16 protein-coding genes are annotated in these 19,009 nt (G+C 41.6%); 2 read left to right on the forward strand and 14 right to left on the reverse strand.

The features are described 5' to 3' along the window. From FLL46_RS13915 to ybgC, 12 genes are all read right to left on the reverse strand, one after another. The gene (locus FLL46_RS13915; protein WP_142894381.1) at positions 1-3,645 is read right to left on the reverse strand and encodes an ATP-binding protein; all 3,645 of its coding nucleotides are present in this window, start codon (positions 3,643-3,645) and stop codon (positions 1-3) included. Further along, entirely contained in the window at positions 3,635-4,405 is a 771-nt protein-coding gene (locus tag FLL46_RS13920; protein ID WP_142894383.1) for a DUF4194 domain-containing protein, read from the reverse strand. The genes FLL46_RS13915 and FLL46_RS13920 overlap by 11 nt, the downstream gene beginning before the upstream one ends. Next, positions 4,402-5,856, reverse strand: a complete 1,455-nt coding sequence (locus tag FLL46_RS13925; RefSeq protein ID WP_142894385.1) for a Wadjet anti-phage system protein JetA family protein — start codon at positions 5,854-5,856, stop codon at positions 4,402-4,404. Before FLL46_RS13925 ends, FLL46_RS13920 begins: the two co-directional genes overlap by 4 nt. Before the next feature lie 153 nt (positions 5,857-6,009). Continuing rightward, positions 6,010-6,687, reverse strand: a complete 678-nt coding sequence (gene queC, locus FLL46_RS13930; RefSeq protein ID WP_142894387.1) for a 7-cyano-7-deazaguanine synthase QueC — start codon at positions 6,685-6,687, stop codon at positions 6,010-6,012. Between the two features lie 124 nt (positions 6,688-6,811). Beyond that, positions 6,812-7,456 (reverse strand): 7-carboxy-7-deazaguanine synthase QueE, encoded by a 645-nt coding sequence (gene queE / locus FLL46_RS13935; protein WP_246119319.1) that lies wholly within the window; start codon positions 7,454-7,456, stop codon positions 6,812-6,814. 266 nt (positions 7,457-7,722) lie between these two features. Further along, positions 7,723-8,508, reverse strand: a complete 786-nt coding sequence (gene ybgF, locus FLL46_RS13940) for a tol-pal system protein YbgF (RefSeq protein WP_142894391.1) — start codon at positions 8,506-8,508, stop codon at positions 7,723-7,725. Then, positions 8,498-9,022: a peptidoglycan-associated lipoprotein Pal gene (gene pal, locus FLL46_RS13945; protein WP_142894393.1), complete on the reverse strand. Its 525-nt coding sequence runs from the start codon at positions 9,020-9,022 to the stop codon at positions 8,498-8,500. The genes ybgF and pal overlap by 11 nt, the downstream gene beginning before the upstream one ends. A gap of 250 nt (positions 9,023-9,272) precedes the next feature. After that, positions 9,273-10,625 (reverse strand): Tol-Pal system beta propeller repeat protein TolB, encoded by a 1,353-nt coding sequence (gene tolB / locus FLL46_RS13950; RefSeq protein ID WP_142894395.1) that lies wholly within the window; start codon positions 10,623-10,625, stop codon positions 9,273-9,275. Then, positions 10,609-11,496: a cell envelope integrity protein TolA gene (gene tolA / locus FLL46_RS13955; RefSeq protein ID WP_142894397.1), complete on the reverse strand. Its 888-nt coding sequence runs from the start codon at positions 11,494-11,496 to the stop codon at positions 10,609-10,611. Before tolA ends, tolB begins: the two co-directional genes overlap by 17 nt. 80 nt (positions 11,497-11,576) lie before the next feature. Next, positions 11,577-12,014 (reverse strand): protein TolR, encoded by a 438-nt coding sequence (gene tolR / locus FLL46_RS13960; protein ID WP_142894399.1) that lies wholly within the window; start codon positions 12,012-12,014, stop codon positions 11,577-11,579. A 10-nt stretch (positions 12,015-12,024) separates the two neighbouring features. Then, positions 12,025-12,714 (reverse strand): protein TolQ, encoded by a 690-nt coding sequence (gene tolQ / locus FLL46_RS13965; RefSeq protein ID WP_342779798.1) that lies wholly within the window; start codon positions 12,712-12,714, stop codon positions 12,025-12,027. Further along, positions 12,704-13,117 carry a tol-pal system-associated acyl-CoA thioesterase gene (gene ybgC, locus FLL46_RS13970; protein ID WP_142894401.1) on the reverse strand — a complete coding sequence of 138 codons (414 nt, stop codon included), beginning with the start codon at positions 13,115-13,117 and terminating at the stop codon, positions 12,704-12,706. Before ybgC ends, tolQ begins: the two co-directional genes overlap by 11 nt. A gap of 260 nt (positions 13,118-13,377) precedes the next feature. Here ybgC and FLL46_RS13975 point away from each other — a divergent pair, with 260 nt between their 5' ends. Continuing rightward, a complete protein-coding gene (locus FLL46_RS13975) occupies positions 13,378-15,075 on the forward strand; it encodes an acyl-CoA dehydrogenase family protein (protein WP_142894403.1) in 1,698 nt (565 codons plus the stop codon). Between the two features lie 31 nt (positions 15,076-15,106). Here the strand turns inward: FLL46_RS13975 and FLL46_RS13980 are convergent, their stop codons facing one another. Next, positions 15,107-15,571 (reverse strand): GNAT family N-acetyltransferase, encoded by a 465-nt coding sequence (locus FLL46_RS13980; RefSeq protein WP_210418706.1) that lies wholly within the window; start codon positions 15,569-15,571, stop codon positions 15,107-15,109. Positions 15,572-15,849: 278 nt separating this feature from the next. On the opposite strand from FLL46_RS13980, the gene FLL46_RS13985 reads away from it, so the two are divergent. Next, a complete protein-coding gene (locus FLL46_RS13985) occupies positions 15,850-18,408 on the forward strand; it encodes a serine hydrolase (protein WP_142894405.1) in 2,559 nt (852 codons plus the stop codon). A gap of 185 nt (positions 18,409-18,593) precedes the next feature. On the opposite strand, the gene FLL46_RS13990 is transcribed toward FLL46_RS13985, so the two are convergent. Further along, on the reverse strand, positions 18,594-18,953 hold the full coding sequence (locus FLL46_RS13990) for a hypothetical protein (protein ID WP_142894407.1): 360 nt from the start codon (positions 18,951-18,953) through the stop codon (positions 18,594-18,596). Between the last annotated feature and the right edge of the window lie 56 nt (positions 18,954-19,009).

Genomic DNA, 19,009 nt, shown 5'->3' on the forward strand with positions numbered 1-19,009 from the left:
CTACTCAACCTCTTCAGCACTTAACTCGCTCAAAAAGTCGAGCTCTGCTTGTCGGTGCACGGTTCGCTTGTGGTTCGCCCATAATGACTTTATCTTTTCCTGATTACAGACTTTTCTGTCAACCAGAACTCTGGTATAGAGTTCACCGCGTTTCTCTGGACTTGGACATTTTGCGAATACGAACTCATTGCTAATTAAATCCATAAAAGGACCACATTTACTAGTCGGCATAATAAACACTAATTGTAATCCCAGAGATTCCGTCAAATAATTAATCACTTCTCTGGAGCGTGTTTCATCCATTTTTGAAAACGCTTCATCCACTAGCACAGTTCTTAAATGACAACGACCTTCCGCAAATCGAAAAGCCGAAGTAATTGCCGCAGCTCGTATGATATAAGCCGGTGTTTCCAGCTGACCGCCACTACCAGTACCATACTCACTTAAAGCTATCGGCGGTTTGCCTTCAACTTCTTTGTAGATCTCGTATTGCCGATAGTTACGATAATCAGCAATTCTGGATAACTCTCGCAACGCTTTGTCACTGTCTTCTTCAAGTAACATATTCATCAATCGATCTCGAACTTCGATTGAATTCTTTTTCAATTTTGCTTCAAATAAAGTCTGACCATCATTAAGCTCCGGATTCTTGATTACTTCATCAAAGAAGCGCGCGTACTCTCTAAACTCTGGCACCCACTCATAATCAAAACGAAATGATTCACGGTCATCGCCGAACCGGTGATTTTGAAGTTCCTTATTTAACAGATCAATTTGACGCTTACCATCATTGATTGCTTGATGAATAGAGTGGCAAAGATTACTCACAAAGGTGTGGTTGAAACTTTCCTTCAATTGAATAAGTTGCTGATGTTTCTCCAGCAAAATATTATTTTTCAGGCGATTAAAAATGTTATCGATCTGTTGTTGTAACTTGACTATTTTTCCAAATAACACGAGATCGAGTTCGCTACTAAATGACTCATAAACCAACGAATCTCCAGGCTTACAAATCTGATTGTGCGTTTTAACCGCATCATCCAACTGTCGTTCAAAACGATACAGTCCGTTCTCTTGTTCATGAAGTGCGGTTTGAGCGGTGGCTAACTGCAGTGATTTAGCATCAATATCTGCTTGGTTAAGATGCGTATCAATATCAAAATCGGGCCAGATTGCGAGCAGCTTTTGTAGCTCATCTTCACAAGTATCGACTTGCTCTAAAGTCTTCTCCTGTTCGTCGCTCAATTTGGTAAAACTCTTGGTGAGTGTTTCCAATTTGTTTTTGAACTTTCCTGATTCCTCTATCAGCATTTTTCCTTCTTGCTGTCGCTCCATTTCTTCATTGGCAAGTTGAAGTAATTTATCTTCCAATTCTTGGTGATCCGAAAGGTCAATTTGCGCAATCAAATTTTCAATTTTTTGAAGTTCTCTACGACAGGTTAATGCTTCCGACAACTGCTCCGTCAGTTCAACTTTTGCCAACTTTATGACTTGTTCATTCAGTTGGTTAACCTTCAACATACGCTGATTAAGCTGATTCCATTGAATGGTAATTTTATCAAGTTCGTCTTTATGACCAAGTAAAGCTCGCTGCCGTGCTTCAGCCCCAAATACCAAATCACTTTCACTGATATCACAACGAAACATCGCATAGTTTCCAGAAGCAATACAATCAGCAGTTAACCCTCGACGGGTAAAACGGAGTTCCTGTTCATCTTTAACTCTTAACACATTGCCATAGCTCGCAATAATAAAGTGCTTTGCAGTACTATGAGTGAACTGCATTACCTGACAAATCGAGTCTTTATCAAGAGAGCTTCTTGATGCATCTTGTTCCGCTTTTTTCCCTTGGATTATTCGAGCGCGGTTAAACCTACCTGGCAATCCACGCACGATACGAATAGCTTCTGCTTCATAATCTTCGTCAACTAAGATTGAAAAACGAGCACCGCCTAAATACCCTTCAATAGCCGACTGCCATTTGGGATCGGTGACTTCAACATGGTCACAAAGCACTCTGGGGTCAGCTTTAGGACATAGGTTCTCAATAGCAGCCAGTGCTTTTTCAACATGTTCGGGGTAAGCAACTTTTTGCTTTTCAAGTTTTTCAACAATGCGTTCTTTGAGTTGCCGCTCTTTCGCTGATTGCTCGTAAGCCAGTTCTAACCGATCGAGTTGATTTGCAACCTGAGTATTTAGTGGTTTCAACCCTTGATGGCTTTCAAACCAAAGACTATGCCATTGGTTATACATTTTTTCGGCGTGACGAAATGTATCCAGTTGTATTTCCAATCCTTGAATATCGTTAAGAATATCTGAGCCAACTAGACTCTGCACATCTAGCGCTTTATCGGGCTCCAAAGCGAGCAGCTTCTTTGCAGTCCCGAGCATGCTCAATTCAGACAATGAATCAATTTCCGATTGAATTTCTGCACTCTGAATCAATTTTGTAATCTGACGAGTTGCTACAACTCCCTGTTCAAGGGTTTGGCTTTCACGTAGCAGGTTAACGCCTATTTGAGTGACTTTTTTATTTTGAATATCACGCTGTTTTTCTAATTCATCTTTTTGCTGTAGCGCTTCAATACCCATTCGCTGCGCTTCGAGTGCAACTCGCTGTTCATGGAGTTGTTCAACCCTTTGTCCATTAACATCAATCTTTTGTTCCAGCTCGGTAAGTTGAGATCTGAAATGAGACTCTTTGTCTTTCGCTTTTAAATAATCTTTTTGTCGAACCAAATATTCATGTTTGGCGACTGTATAGCGAGAGACTTGTAAATCTCGCCATCCTTCAATATAACTCTGGCTACTGTTAATTGCAGAATCCAGAATATCAACGGACTCCTGAATACGGCTGGCGTCACTTTCCATTCCATGAATCGTTTTAAGCTGGCCAGAGATAGAACGAATAGCTTCTCCAAGGTCCTTTTTTTCCAAAATTTCATCGGCGACAAAACGGTTAATACTCTGCACTGGTTTATAGGCCATAAACCGGGAAAATGCTTTAGCGGCGTTCATTGCCTCAATTTCGGTGACAGCGTCTTTTTTTCCCCTTAGCACACCATACAAACGTCTTAAATAGGCGCGTTTAGTATCATATTTTTCAACACTGGTTTTTCCAAAAAACTGGATCAAAGTTGAGTGCAAGTTATCCAGTGTAAGTACCGAATCTGCTGGTTGTAAATCAGCGAGAGATAAACTCCTGTTTTGCTGTTGAGTAAGAATATAAAATACCAACTCTTCCTGACGCGCCAGGCGATTTTTGCCGGCGGTTTCTAACCAGGCTCTCACACCGATTAATGCTGTAAAGGGATCACCGCTCTCACCTTGCGTCGGATGAAACACCGCAGCCATATATCCATCACTGGGATTTAAACGGGCATAACTACCATCATCACACCCCAAAATATAGGATGCCAGTGTTCTAACTTTTTTGCCCCCTCTTCCCTTCTGAGTAGTTTCGTCTTGTCCGGGGTTATACTGAAATAAATTTTCATGGGCCGCGGTCATAATCGTCTGGATCATATCCGCAGCAGTGGTTTTTCCAGAACCATTTCCGCCAGAAAATAGATTCACGGGCCCAAATTCAAATTCGTTATTGGGCAGGTTCCCCCAATTAACCATAATGAGCTTTTTAAGAAACATTCATTTCTCCTTCGGGCAAATCTTGACGCTCACTGATCACCGTTTTTTCATTGCAGCTCTTTTCAGAAGTCGCGAGCTCTTCCATGCCTAGCTTTTCCCCATCTATCTCTTCAACTTCGGTTTCACTATTACTTTCTGATGCCAGCGCATCCACCGCAGTATCACTTACAAAAGTAACAATCATAGGGTGAATCTTGATCCAGCCTTCACCGGTGTCAAATGCTTCGTCTGAACGAAAGTCGATCAGTCGGAGCAGTCTTAGTCGTTGAAATAATTTTTTTCGTTCAGTTAGTTTCTCTGGTAAATTTCGTCCTAATAAATTTTTTGCCGCAATAATCAAAGATTCAATTGAGTCAAGCGCGTAACCTTTTTCGTCTATTTTTCCTTCCCTGAGCGCTTTTTCGTATTGCGCTCTCAGCACTAATACCAATGCCACTTCATACTGCGACAATCGATTTCTTAGACTGCCACTCCAGGCATTTTCGTCGGCCTCTTTAATTCCAGGAATTTCACTTGAAGGCGGATAAACACGAACGTACTCAAATCTGGTATCCATATGAATTTGGATACCAATAACCGCTAAATATTCCTCTACCAGTTCTCGGCACCTAACCAAACGATCAAAAAGTTGTTGCTCAGTCTGACTTTCATCACGAACAATAACGGAGTAATTTACCAGGCGAATGATCAACTCTTGAAATTCACTTTCAGATATACCCGTTTCTTCCAGGCGTTGTGCTAAATAATCACTTAAATTCATTCGCTTTTCTCGTCAATCGTTTTGTTTACCAGCTTGAGGGTAAAACCATCCGCTTCTTCAAAATATTCGTCTTTGACACGTTGGTGTGTTTCTTCAACATTAAACTCAAATTCACTCGACTGGCGTCCTGCGCTACCGGCTTCAATTGCATGGCTTCGCATAAGCAGCTGTTTAGCATCGTTCACTGGTAATTGGTGTAAGTCGATTTGATGCCCCTTAGCCAATGAATCAATTAGATAGCGGCTCATTTGTTGATTATTGACAGTAAATGCTTTCTCAAGAACCTGTTGTAAATAAAATTCTTTGCGCGCATCCTCATCCATTTCTAAAAGCGCCTCGACACGCGTATCAATAATTTTTCTGGTTCGTCCGGTGTAGATTTTTAATTGCGCCGGGTCAAGAAACTCTACTTTTAAACCTGCCAGCTGCTCGCTCACCTCATACATTTTATGCTGAAATTTTTCGTCATCCATCGCCGCCAGATCGCGCAAATTGTTGAGCAGTTGATCGCCGCCCCCCTGATAGCTGAAGCTGAGCTGTCTCATGATGATATCTGCACGACGAGTGAAGTTAAGTAAAGCTCGACGCAATGCAGGTAACATTATTTCACTCGCGTTATGAATTCTTTGTTCAATTTTATCAAGTAGAATAAACAACAAAGATTGAGTTTCCGAATCAACAAGCTCCGGCACTGTTTTGCGTAATTCCTGTTCAACTTTGAGTTTAAACTCCTTTCTTTTTCGTCTTGCAGTTCCAATTGTCGACACGATTTCGTCACGATATTTTTCGACACTATCCACTGACAATCGAATCGCCAGATCAGGCACAAAACGCTTTTCCATAAAATCAAAAAATTCATCACTCGCTTTTTGCACGAGCTGCTGAGATTCTACTTCCTGGATTAAGGAACGCTTCCGCTCTTCCAACTCGCCGATAACATCAGTAAAATCGCTGATGATTCGCTCCGAATATTCGAAAGCATCTAACAAATCATAGACATCGCCCTGCTCAACAAAAATTTTTAAGGCATTGCGTGTGTTACGCGTATTGCGGTGTCGCGTTCTGAAGCGACCTTGGTTGAGTTCGATAATTGGTTGCGTAAACAAACGGCCAATTCGGGTAAACGCATAAGTGCTTTGCAAGGTTGTTTCATCAACCTGTTTTTCCAACCAGGCATGCTCCAATAATAAATTAAGCGTCCAACTGGCTTGCTCTCTATCATTTCTGACCGGTTGATTAAATTCATCATCCTGCTGAGTTTCTAAAAGCGGCGCTCTGGCGATTGCCTCTTGAAAACAATCAATTACCATTTCACGGGAAAGAAGCTGAGAGTAATCGGCCTGACTGGTATAAAGCCGGCTATAAAGCAATTGTAAACATTCGAGAATTTGCTCTCGATATTTACTGGTTAGTGGACGAAAAAAATCTTGATGTTGCCCTTCAAAAAACACTGGTTGGTAATCTCGCCTTTATTGTGGACTTTTCATTTAGTGTAAACAGTCTCTTGTTGTAGATAGTTCCTTCTTGTAAATAGTCCCTTCTTGTGGATAGCCCTTCTTGTAAATAATCATCGATTTTAATTTCCTTTGATTTAAATCGAATTTTTAAGAATGATAAATCGTTGGATCGCTGACCTGCGCACTTTCAAATGCATTTTTTCGAATGAGGCAAGAATCACACTCTCCACATGCTTTTCCATCGACATCAGCGTCATAACACGAAACTGTTTGTGAATAATCAACGCCGAGTGAATGACCGCGCTGTATAATTTCAACCTTAGTGAGATCAATAAGCGGAGTGATCAATTTTACTCCTCGACCTTCAATACCAGCCTTGGTCGCGAGATCGGCCATCTTTTGAAAAGCATCGATATATTCAGGTCGACAATCGGGGTAACCCGAATAATCAACGGCGTTGACACCTGCAAAAATAAAATCGGCTTCAAGCACTTCGGCCCAGGCTAAGGCAATCGACAAAAATACTGTATTTCTCGCCGGAACGTAAGTCACAGGAATTCCTTCAGTCCCGCCCTTAGGTACTTCGATCGAGTCATCTGTTAGCGCAGAGCCGCCAAAACTGCCCAAATTGAGATCGATTATTTTATGTAACTTTACCTTAGCATTTTTAGCGATTCGTTGCGCCGCCTCTAATTCTGATGAATGTTTTTGTCCATAGCGAAAACTGAGTGCATAACAGTCATAATTTTCCGACTGAGCTATCGCAAGACAAGTGGTCGAATCGAGCCCACCAGACAACAAAATAATCGCTTTTTTCTTACTCATAAACTTCCAATCAATTAACTTTGGTTCGGGCTAAGGTATTCATTAAATTGACAATATCTAAATGCCGATACTCATTGTCGCAATTTCAGGTTAACTTAATCGAAATGACAACAAGTGACAATAACTAGTGACCGGCAGCGTCATCCCATAAAATTTTATGCATTTGAATTTGAAATCTCACCGGTAAATTGTCAGCAATAATCCATTCAGCTAATTCCTTTTCATTAATTTCTCCAAAGCACGGAGAAAATAATACATTGGTTTTTTCGGACAACTGGTACTGTGACAACTGCATTTTTGCCCAATCATAATCTTTGCGGCTCATGATAACGAATTTAACTTCATCTGATTTATCCAGATGCTGAATATTACTGTAAAGGTTTTTTCCCATTTCACCTGAGTCCGGCGCTTTTAAGTCCATGACTTTAGTGACTCTGGGATCAACATCAGAGACATCAATGGCGCCGCTGGTCTCGATGGATACCGAGTAACCTTTATCGCACAATGCGACCATTAAAGCTTCACAGGGTTTTCGCTGCGCTAATGGCTCTCCTCCGGTGACACAAATGTGCTGTGGTTGATAAGACTCAATTTTAGCGACCAGCTCTTCTAGTTCCCAATACTCACCACCACTGAATGCATATTCTGTATCGCACCAGACACATCGTAATGGGCAACCTGTTAACCTGACAAACAGGGTCGGTTTGCCGATAGTCGAGGATTCGCCCTGTAGAGAGTAGAAAATTTCGGTAATTCTAAGACGTGGCAAAATAAAAATTCGATTAGTCGTCGGTTGAGGGATTTTACCGGAGAATGAAGGGGAATTCGAGCTTAGTCACCAGACTTTATTGAGTATAAAAACGCCACACTTTTGCACCACTGGACACTTATCGATAAACCTTTGATTTACGGTAATTTATCTATGGTAGCGTTTTTTATCAGAAAGATTTTGGGTAAAAACATCCCGCCCAAAATAAAAAAGGACGATAGTATAATCGCCCTTTTCGACTTTAATCTTTATTGAAATCAGGGATATTAATGCCCTGCTTGCTTAATATCCTGTAATCCTTTGCGCGCGAGCTGCTGAGGTGCGCCGGAATATTTACTGACAACTTCATTATAAAGTGCTTTTGCTTCCTGCCATTTTTCTTGCTTTACTTTGATTTCAGCAATTTTCAGAATAGCCGCAGACATTTTTGAAGAATCCGGAAAGTCCTTTCTTAATTGAACAAATTGTTGCTCTGCTTCAACCAGTTTTGACTGGGCAAAATAAACCTGACCAATCCAGAACCTGGCGTTGTCTGAATAACTACCACTAGGATATTGTTGCAAAAACGCCTCAAACCCCTGCACTGCTTTGGTATATTCTTTGTTTCTCACCAATTTAAACGCCGCTTCGAACTCTTTACGCTCATCGCCAGAACCAACAGCCTGCCTCACCTGACTTGCAGTGTTGGGACTAACAACTGGTGTTTTCACTGCCGTACTAGACGAAGTAGAAGTTTGCGCTTGATTACTTGATGAGTTATTTCTTGGAATAGCACTTAAGCGGGTTTCGATATCACGATACAAATCTCGCTGACGTTCCTGGATTTGCTGTAATTTAAATTCATGCTCTTCAATAATACCGCGAAGTTCTCGGACTTCTTTTTGTAATTCAATGACTTGTGTACTCATTTCAGACTGTAATTGACTACGAGTCTGGTTTTGCTGTTCGAGTTGTTCGATGCGTTGTTCGAGAGTCGATTGAGAGGCGGCAGAAACAGAAGAGGAAACAGTGGCGACAAACGTCGCCACTAACAACAAAGACTTATCCGTCATAGCTTAGTTCGCCACGTCGGTTTTTAGACCATGCACTTTCGTCATGACCTTGAACCGCAGGCTGTTCTTCGCCGTGACTAACAGTTTTGATTTGTGAAGAAGATACACCATTCAACATCAAGATTTGCGCGACAGCTTTTGCACGACGCTCGCCTAATGCCAAGTTGTAAGCCGGCGTACCACGCTCGTCACAGTGACCGTCAACAGTAATTACTACACTTGGGTTTTTCGCCAGGAACCATGCATGAGCTTCTAATAGTGCACGACCTTCAGAACTGACTGTGTCATCGTCTAGATCAAAATACACAGTGCGAGCTTTACGAGTTTCTGCATTGGCTTCCGCTGCAAGCTCTTCAGCCGATTTTGGTGGAGGCGTATCAATTGTTGTTGTCGTTGTTTCTTCAACTGGAGGTGTAACGGTTTGTGTTTCTTCTTGACCGTCAGACGCACAGGCAAATAAGAAAGTCGCTGAAGCCAGAATGACCAGGCCTTTCCCCAATTTGGTAATAGACATTAGAATGCTCCTATTTATTAGCTTTTAGTTTAAAATTCTAGTGATTCTCGTTATTCCGCCATTATCCCCGATTTTTACTCGGTAAAACAATGACAGATTTATCGATTCTTGAGTTTGAGCGTTATTAATCCGGCGATATTTTAATTAATCAGCCAATTTATTCAAAACTCATTCAAGTTTGTCATCAATCCAGATCTGTAATATTTCAACTCTTTAATATCCCAACTCGTTAATACTTCAATTAAAAACTCTAATTGAGATACGGCGACCATACTGGTGCCTTTACTTCTCCCTGCCTTGAAGGTAAACGCGCCTTAAATCGGCCATCCGTTGAAACTACTGATAATACTTGCCTATTACGATAAACCGTTGCATAGATCACCATACTGCCATTTGGTGCCAAACTAGGAGACTCGTCCAACGAAGTCTTGGTCAAAGTTTGCATCGTATTTGTTTCTACGTCCTGCACAGCTACGTGGAATATACCATTAGTCCTATTAATAAGCACCATGGTTTTCCCATCTGGCGTTAATGCTGCACTTGCGTTGTAATTTCCTTCCCAGGTTACCCGTTGTGCCCGATTACTCGCCAGGTTCTGTTTGTATATCTGCGGGCCCCGACCTCTGTCTGAAGTAAACAAAAGTGACTGGCCATCAGGTGTCCAACTTGGCTCGGTTTCTATTGAGTTAATTTTCTTCGTTATACGAGAGAATCGGTGACTAGTCAAATCTAGTACATAAATTTCGGGATTTCCATCACGAGAAAGGGTCAAAGCCAGTCTTCGACCATCAGGAGAAAATGCCGGTGCACTATTAATTCCTTCAAAGGCCGCTACTCTTTTGCGACTATTCGCAATATAAATATCTTGTATATAAACTTCAGAACGGCCATTTTCAAACGAAACATAGGCGAGCTTCTTGGCATCTGGCGACCAGGCCGGTGACATAATCGGTTGGGTCGAGGCAAATATAGTTTGTGGCGCAAAGCCATCTGAGTCGGCAACCATTAACCGATAAGGCTTAGTTTGGCTGCGATCAACACTGACATAGGCAATTTTTGTCGCAAATGCACCACGTTCACCGGTGAGCTTTTCGTATACTCTATCGGCAATTCTATGGGCATGGAAACGCAAGTCTTTTGCATTAACAAAAGCCGTGTAGGAATCGAGCCGATTTCTATCAACATTGACGAGTTCACCATTACGTACTTCTTGTTGCTTGCGAAAAATATCGACAAGCTCATAACCCACTTTTAGGCGACCATCAGGTTGCTCTTCAATATTACCCACAACAACTGCTTCAATTCCTTTTTCTCGCCAAAGTTCTAAATTAACGTCCTGGTATTTATCGACTTGTTGAACAAGTTCATGGCGGGCCATTGGGTTAAATCGACCACTACGGCGAAGGTCAGCTCCAACAACTGACGATACATCATGTAAAGGTCGATCTGCGACTCCCTTCCACGAAAAGGGTAGTACTGCTATAGGACGAGCACTATCAATACCTTCGCTTATAACAAAATCGAGTTTAATTTCTTCAGCAAGCGCATGCCCGCATATGAAAAAGGCAATAATCGATAAAACAGTTTTATAGTGAATCTTCATCGTTCTCATTTTCTAACTCAAATGTTCTAGTTTTTAGTTCCGCGTAAACATCAGGATCTTTCGACATAGGCAAAGGCTCAGCTCTCAAAATAGCCCTTCTTCCCGATTCGCAATGGACCGGATCTCCCCTGACAACTTCAATCTGGTAGACTAATCCATCTGGTGCAATACCGATTCTAAATGTACAGGATCCTTTTTTCTCTGGTTTAAACCAATTCCTCTTAATCTTCCCTCGAATCAACTGGTTAAACTTATCAACTTCGCTCAATACCTGTTGCCTATGGGCAGCTTCAAGCTCCGCAGCCTCAGCATCCATCTGCGCCTGCATTTCTCGTTCAATCGCTTCTTGGCGTGCTTTTTCCTCGGCTTCCTTGCGTTTTCGTTCAGCTTCAGCCTTCGCCTTGCGCTTTCGCTCTTCTTCTAACTTTCGCTTTCTTTCGGCTTCAGCTTTGCGTTTTTTCTCAGCGTCAGCTTTTTTCTTTCTTTCCTTCTCTTCTTTAATTCTTTTTTTCTTTAGATCTGCTGCTTTTTTTTCTTCAGCTTTTCTTTTCTCTTCAGCCTTCTTCCTTTTTTTCCGGGCATCGTCCGCTTTCTTTTCTTCCTCAACCCGTTTCCGCTTAGCATCATCTTCTGCTTTCTTAAGCTGATCTAATCGCTGTTTTTCTTTCCTTTTTTGATCAAGTTTTTCCTGTTTCAGCTTTTTAACCAGTTGCTCTACTCGCTGACTATTGATCGCCTTGGCATTAATCTTCTCCATCGGAGCAGAAGACTGTTTGACTTCAATTTTCGCAAACTGATAATTTGATACCAATAACGCAACTAACCCGATGTGAGCAACAATTGACAATAAAATGGCATTATTTAACTTCATTGGCAGCAAACTTTTTCAATACATCAAATTTAATCAACTTGGTCTTTCATTTAGATAACTGAACTTACTCAATCTCTAAGCTAACTTTCTGGATCAGTCATTAAACCAATTGACTCAATACCAGCTTCTGTCTGCAGCAGCACCATCAATTGGACCACTTTGTCATAGGAAACATTCCGATCGCCGTTGATCATCACTTCTGCATTCGGATTCAACTTAAGGTGAGCGGCCACTAACTCAACTAACTCATGGGCTTCTAACGCTTGATCCGATGATTGCCCCACTGACAAATAGTAATTTCCGCTTGAATCAATACTCGCAATCAGTGGCGGCTCGTCGTTAGCTGAAATCGGTTCTGCATCTACTTCGGGCAAATCAACTTTAACGCCGGCAGTAATCAATGGTGCTGTGATCATAAAAATCACCAGCAAAACCAACATTACATCGATGTAAGGTACAACATTAATTTCAGCGACGGGTCTTCGCTTATTTTTGCGTTTGATCGGCAATTGACTCATAAGTACTTACTCACTGCCCAGATACTTTACTGTGAGCCTTTCGGTGAAGAATTCCTGAAAACTCTTCGACAAAATTTTCATATTGAGTTTCTATCTTCTGAACTTTATGGGTAAACCGGTTGTAAGCGATTACAGCGGGAATCGCAGCAAATAGTCCCATTGCCGTCGCAATCAGCGCCTCAGCAATTCCGGGCGCAACCATGGCTAAAGTGGCCTGTTTTACGCTTCCCAGAGCGATAAAAGAGTTCATGATCCCCCAAACCGTTCCAAATAACCCGACATAAGGTGTTGTAGAACCAACCGTCGCTAAAAATGACAGGTGCACTTCAACTTTGTCGATTTCACGTGAATAAGCAACTCGCATGGCTCTATGGGTTCCATCCATTACCGCCTGCGCTGAAGTTCCGGATTGCTTGCGTAAACGAGCAAATTCGCGATAGCCGGCTAAAAACAACAACTCCATACCCGTTGGCTGAGTCTGTCGGCTGGTTAAATCGTTATAAAGCTTGCCGAGATCAATACCGGACCAAAACCTTTCTTCAAACTTATTGCCAGCATTGACCGCAGATTTGAGGCCGCGGCTTCGCTCCAGAATCATCGCCCAGGAAATAACCGACAATAATAAAAGCAAAACCATAACCAGTTGCACCACGATGCTGGCTTCTAAAAATAGATTGATAATTGACATATCAGCAGACACGCTGAAGTACCTCCCTAACAGCTGCCGGTATGCGGCAGGGTGTAAATGATTCTAATTTTAAACTGACAACGCTAATTTCGGCTTTGCATAATACCTGTTGACGGTCGCCATGTAGAAAAAGTTTTTGTTCAAATTGCAAACTGGCACCACGAATTGCTGTTAAGTGAGTAATGACTTCAACTTCGTCACCAAACCTTACCGGCTTGACATAATCAACATCCGACTTTTTGACGGCAAATGCGATATCTTGAGCAAATAAGTCAGCCTGATTAATCCCAAGACTTCTTAACCATTCGCTTCGTGCACGCTCAAAAAACTTGAGATAATTGGCGTGATAAACCACTCCGCCAGCATCGGTATCTTCGTAGTAGACACTGATTGGCCAAATAAATTCAACTGACATTATTATCGTTTGTTACGCTTCAAAGCCCCTAAAGTAGGGAACTATAACCAATTGAAAGGGAGAAATTAACCGTAAATGTGTAAAAATCTGGCAATTTTGAGTAATTTGTGAGGAAAACGCGCTAAATTATTGAAAATTTAATGAATTTTGTTGTTTAACGATTGAGTTGACGGACATTTAAGCCTGAAAAAATAGCCCTTTATTTGTTAATCGAGAGAGTGCTATAGTCATCGTACCAGTTTCTAGTCAGCCAGTTACTCATGAACACGCAACAGCCAGGTCAATCTCAAACCGACCAACTTAGAGACGGTCAAATCATCACCGCGGAAACTCACCAGGTGTTCAACCAGCCTAGCCCCCTGGAAAATTACAATGCCTTTACTTCAAATAATATTTTGCTCAATTATGTTGAAAAATTCGGAGGGGTTTGGGGTGAACAAAAGTTAGCAAATTATGGGCACCAAGTTGGACACGAGCTGTTAACAGCGGGATTTTCAGCCAATAGTCATAAGCCCGAATTTCAAAGTCACGACAGATTTGGCAATCGAATTGACCAGGTTAAGTATCATCCTGCTTATCACCAATTGATGAAAGCAGCGATTAATGCCGGCCATCACAACATACCGTGGACAAACCCCGAAAAAGGCACGCATGTTGTCCGTGCTGCGCTTGAATATCTCCACACTCAAGCCGACCCGGGCAGCGGTTGTCCCTTAACAATGACTTTCGCTGCTGTTCCAGCACTAAAACATCAACCAGACATCGCAGAAAAATGGTTGCCCAAAGTTCTTAGCAATGAATATGACCCCGACAATCGCCCATTTTTTGAAAAAAATGGATTGACTATCGGCATGGCAATGACAGAAAAACAAGGGGGGTCAGATGTTCGGGCCAATACTACCAGAGCATTTCCAATTGGCGAGCCTGGACCGGGCAAAGCCTATGAACTCGTTGGACACAAATGGTTTTGCTCAGCGCCCATGTGTGACGCCTTTCTGGTACTGGCGAATACTAATAAAGGTTTATCCTGTTTTTTGTTACCTCGATGGAAGCCTGATGGTCATAAAAATGAGATGCATATTCAACGCCTGAAAAACAAAATGGGCAACGTGTCTAATGCATCGTCCGAAGTAGAGTTTCGCGGTGCATTTGCCTGGATGATTGGAGAAGATGGACGTGGTGTTCGTACCATTTTAGAAATGGTAGCAATGACACGCTTTGATTGTATGGTAGGTTCCTCCGCTATTATGGGATTGGCAGCGGCGCAAGCGCTTCACCATACAGGTGGCCGAGAGGTTTTTGGTAAAAACCTGCATCAACAACCATTAATGCAAAACGTATTGGCGGACCTGGCTTTAGAATCAGAAGCAGCGCTGGCAATTAGCATGCGCCTTGCCTATTCTCTCGATCATCAGGAGAAAGAGCATGAACAATTGCTCTTTCGACTGGGGACTGCGATTGGCAAATATTGGATTTGCAAAAGAACGCCGCAACACACATACGAAGCAATGGAATCCATCGGTGGTGTTGCTGTCGTTGAAGATAATGTTCTAGCTCGCCTGTATCGTGAATCTCCGATAAACGCAATTTGGGAAGGTTCCGGCAATGTGCAATGTCTTGATGTTGCGCGAGCAATGACCAGGACACCAAAAGTTATCGAAGCTTTTATCGCTGAGCAGGAAAAGGCAGTTGGCCAGATTAAGTGTTTTGATCAACAACTATCGACGTTAAAAAATCAACTGGCCTCGAATAAAATTGCAGAAAATCAGCTCCGCATTTTAGTTGAAAAAATGGCGATACTTTGGCAAGCCTCAAGCTTAATTCAATTTTCAGAAGATTTTGTCGCCGAAGCATTTGTGGAAAATAGACTTAAGAATACAAGTGGAAATATGTATGGAACTTTAAACGAGAATGTCTCTTTTACCCAAATCATAGAGCGAGCAAAACCAGCTCTTTAGCTAAAACTAATTTAACTGTAACAGATTCATTTCAGGTTAAATCAAGCTCAAGGTAAATCACTTTGTTTAGTGGATTTTCATAGTAAGAAGAGATTTCCTTGAATCCCAGCTTTTCATAGAGTTCAACTGCTCGCTCCAGCCTCTCAAGCGTGTCGAGCTGCATTTTTTTATAGCCTAATTCTTTGGCTTTTTTGATAATAGCTTCAGCAAGTTTCCTTCCCGCCGAAAGCCCTTGAGAAACGGTTTTCACATACAGACGTTTCATCTCGCACGTATCGCCTTTAAGTGCTCGCACCGCGACACAGCCGATCATATCGCCCTCGTGCTTCGCCAATAAGATTGCCCCCTCAGGCGATGCGTATTTGCCCGGCAATGAGGCTAATTCTTGCTCAAACCCCTGAAAGCAAAGATCTTCGCCAAGAAATTCCTGGTACTCTCTAAATAGCTGTCGAGCAACGTCCATATCATCAGTAGTGCTGGCTAAAAAAATTTGCACGGTGACTTCCAGTTAATTATCAATGCTAATGATATTAGCATAAAGTGCATTGCCTGCGAGTTAAGATTAAATTAATAAAAATTAACTCGCTAGTCGAACCGCACTTCCTTTCTATCGAGCAGCTTACATTTTTCATCAATGTAAGTCGCTGTATACACATGTACAAGTTTTCTACATTTTTATACTTTTTTATCACAGATTTTCAGCAGTGTTAATTCTAAAGTTTCAACGCTTTATTTAACTAAAAATGTCGCATCTACATCCAAAAGGAATTAGCCATGAAAATTACTCACATCGTCGGCGCTGTTTCACTAGCGCTCGCAGTTATTGCTTGTGGTAATAGCAGTGATAAAAAAACACCACTTAGTATCACTAAAGATTCTGTTCAAGGAATTTATATAAAAACCGGGTATGGAGAAGCTTATCAAATAGACAAAAAAAAATATTCCGCTTATCAATACAATCAAAATGGCTGTATTAGAACTAACACTGGGCCCCGTGAGGAACTCTTTGAAGATGTTTCAGATTTAAAAAGTTCTCTCGATCTTAAAACTATTTCCTATCGAAACACGAAATATAGCACCCTCGCTCGGAACTATCTGGATAAACACAATGCACTTCCAGCTGCTTGCAACGCTGCATTCGAAAGCCCCGATATGGAACCCAAAACAAATTTCGACTATTTTTGGCACGCCATGAATGACCACTATGCCTTTTTCGCTGAACGCAATATCAACTGGCAATCGGCCTACGATACTTACGCAGGTCAAGTTAGTGACGATACCTCTGACGAGGAATTACTCGAAATTTTCTCAAAAATGATATCACCATTTAATGATGCTCATCTTTGGGTTTTAGATAAGGAAGGTAATCGAGCTGAATCGGGACATCCTTCAAGAATTGAACAAATAGCATCTCATATCGAACTTATTTACAACGTGAGCAGCGAGGAATATTTAACCCAATTAATAAATACTCAATATCAGATCTTTAATCACTACATTCAACCTTCCACTTATCAGCAGGCCGGTGGAACAGAAGAATCTCCAGCAATTCATTGGGGAATTAGTAAGGACAATGTCGGGTTTATATTTTTTGCTGAAACTGCCGGATTTTCTGGAGAGAACATCGAACATGTGGAAAAGGAGGTCGATGCATCAAAAGCTGTTTTTGATCGAATGATGAAACAGTTAGCGAATACTGATGCGATTATTATCGATAACCGATTTAACCTTGGCGGTGCCGACGATGTTGCGGTAGCATTCGCTTCGCATTTCGCAAAAAAGAAAGAGAAAGTACTCACAAAATACGCCAGAAACAAACTTGGCACTTCTGTTAAACAATCATTTGAATTGGTTCCCCATTCAACGCCATATACGAATCCCGTTTACCTGGTTAATAGTGAATTAACAACCAGTGCCGCTGAAATATTTTCGTTAATGTTAGAACAGTTATCACAAGTCACCGTATTAGGAACCGCAAGTTCAGGCGCATTATCAGACATACTCAATTTCTCTTTACCCAATGGATGGTTGGTAGGGTTATCCAATGAAGTGTATGAAAATCAACGGGGAGAAATATTTGAAAACAAAGGTATTCCTGCAGACATAGGTACACCGATTTATTCAAGTTCAGCTGCAGCATTGATGCGTCAGGAAAGTTACGATAAGGCACTCAAACTCCTAAACAAACCAGTCAATAGTCAGGGTAATCAGACAGTATTGGAAAATGCCATTGTCGAGGGAATGAACAACAACGCCTACCCTGGGCTTGCCATAGCTTTAGTTAAAAATGGTGATATCGTCTATGCGAAAGGATTTGGTCGCGCTGGTAGTGACGAAATGGAAGTCGAAAAATCTGTTACTGCAGACACAGCGTTTAACCTGGGCTCAACCAGCAAATTATTTGTCGGTACCAGCGCAGCGTTACTACACCAACAAAACCTGCTTGCTCTTGACGATCAAGTCGCACAAAAACTCGGTTATGAGCTTAGTGCACCCGAACACTTTAATAAACCAATAACAATTCAACATTTGCTAACTCACACTAGTGGAATTTTGGATTCAAATTTTTATGATTGTGGTTATTATCTTGACGAAGATAAAAGCAGTTTAACCAATTTAATATCAGGAGAAGAGGTTTGCCCAGACCCTGTCACCACAAACACCAGCGAGTATTTACAGTCGTATCTTACTCAAGGCGGTCAATACTATTCTGAAGAAAATTACATCACAGAGCAGCAATTCTCGCCTGGCATCATTTCTATCTACTCTAATGTTGCCACAGCCACAACAGCCCAAGTGTTGGAAAACATATCAGGAGAATCATTTCCACAATTAAGTAAGAGACTTATTTTTACGCCACTTAATATGGATAACACCGCCTGGTTCAAACAAGATCTTGGCGAAGATACTTTGGTTGCTACTCGCTATGCGTGGCTTGATGGAGAATATCAAGCAATTCCAGATTTTAGCCTGGCAACCTACGCAGACGGCGGCTTGAAATCATCAGCAGCCGACCTCGCTAATTTTGCAATCGAAGTATTGAAAAAAGAAAATCATGTTTTGTCAGATTCCGCTAAACAAATCATGTTGACACCACTATACGAGAACGCCAGTACCTACGGTATGGAAGGCATCGGATTTAACTGGCTAATGGATGGTGATTACTTTGGACACAGTGGCAGCGATCCGGGAACAGCGTCTAGTTTTATTCTTAATCGAGAAAAAGGGATCGGGATTATTTTGCTGTCAAATGGTGATGATGATCAAACACACTTTCAACAAGCCTGGCAGAAAATTCATTTAGCGGCTTCCGATTATCTGGAATCGTTGTAGTTTACGATATCTGCAACGTCGAAAAGTAACTCAAAGAAAGCTGTTATATTTGAAAGCACTGTATTTGAAAGCAATGCGAAGACAGTAATTTGTAATAGCTTTTACTAAAGCAAGAAAGCCAAGGTTCAGAACGCTGTCCTAAACCTTGGCTTTCTTTTTACTTTAGTAACTAAACTGATAACTCACTATTTAAAAACCCACAAATTATCAATGATTGGTGTCATGAGTCCACCGCCCCAAAAAGGAATAACTTCACAGCCAGAAGCATGCAGTCCAACCTTTTTGCCTGTGGTAAAAGCCATCATTGCATGTGAGAGCATATTTTGATGGCCTGCCAAATTCCCCTTAAGATGGACCTTGTCGGTAACTGCGCATCCATCCAGATTTTTAACAGCACCAGATATATGCAAAGTTATACCGCCACCAGAATGGACGTGAATTCTGGTGATAGTAACTCCTGCGTTGTAATCAGTAAAATACTTAGCGTTTGCGTTTTGCCCTAAAAAACATATGCCAACTAAAGCGACTAACAATATTTTTTTCATTTACGACTCCTTTAATTCACAACTCTTTATTAGTTAATAAAAAAAGCGAATCTTAA

Origin of the sequence: Aliikangiella coralliicola, from assembly GCF_007004725.1 — a bacterium.
GTDB lineage: Bacteria > Pseudomonadota > Gammaproteobacteria > Enterobacterales > Kangiellaceae > Aliikangiella > Aliikangiella coralliicola.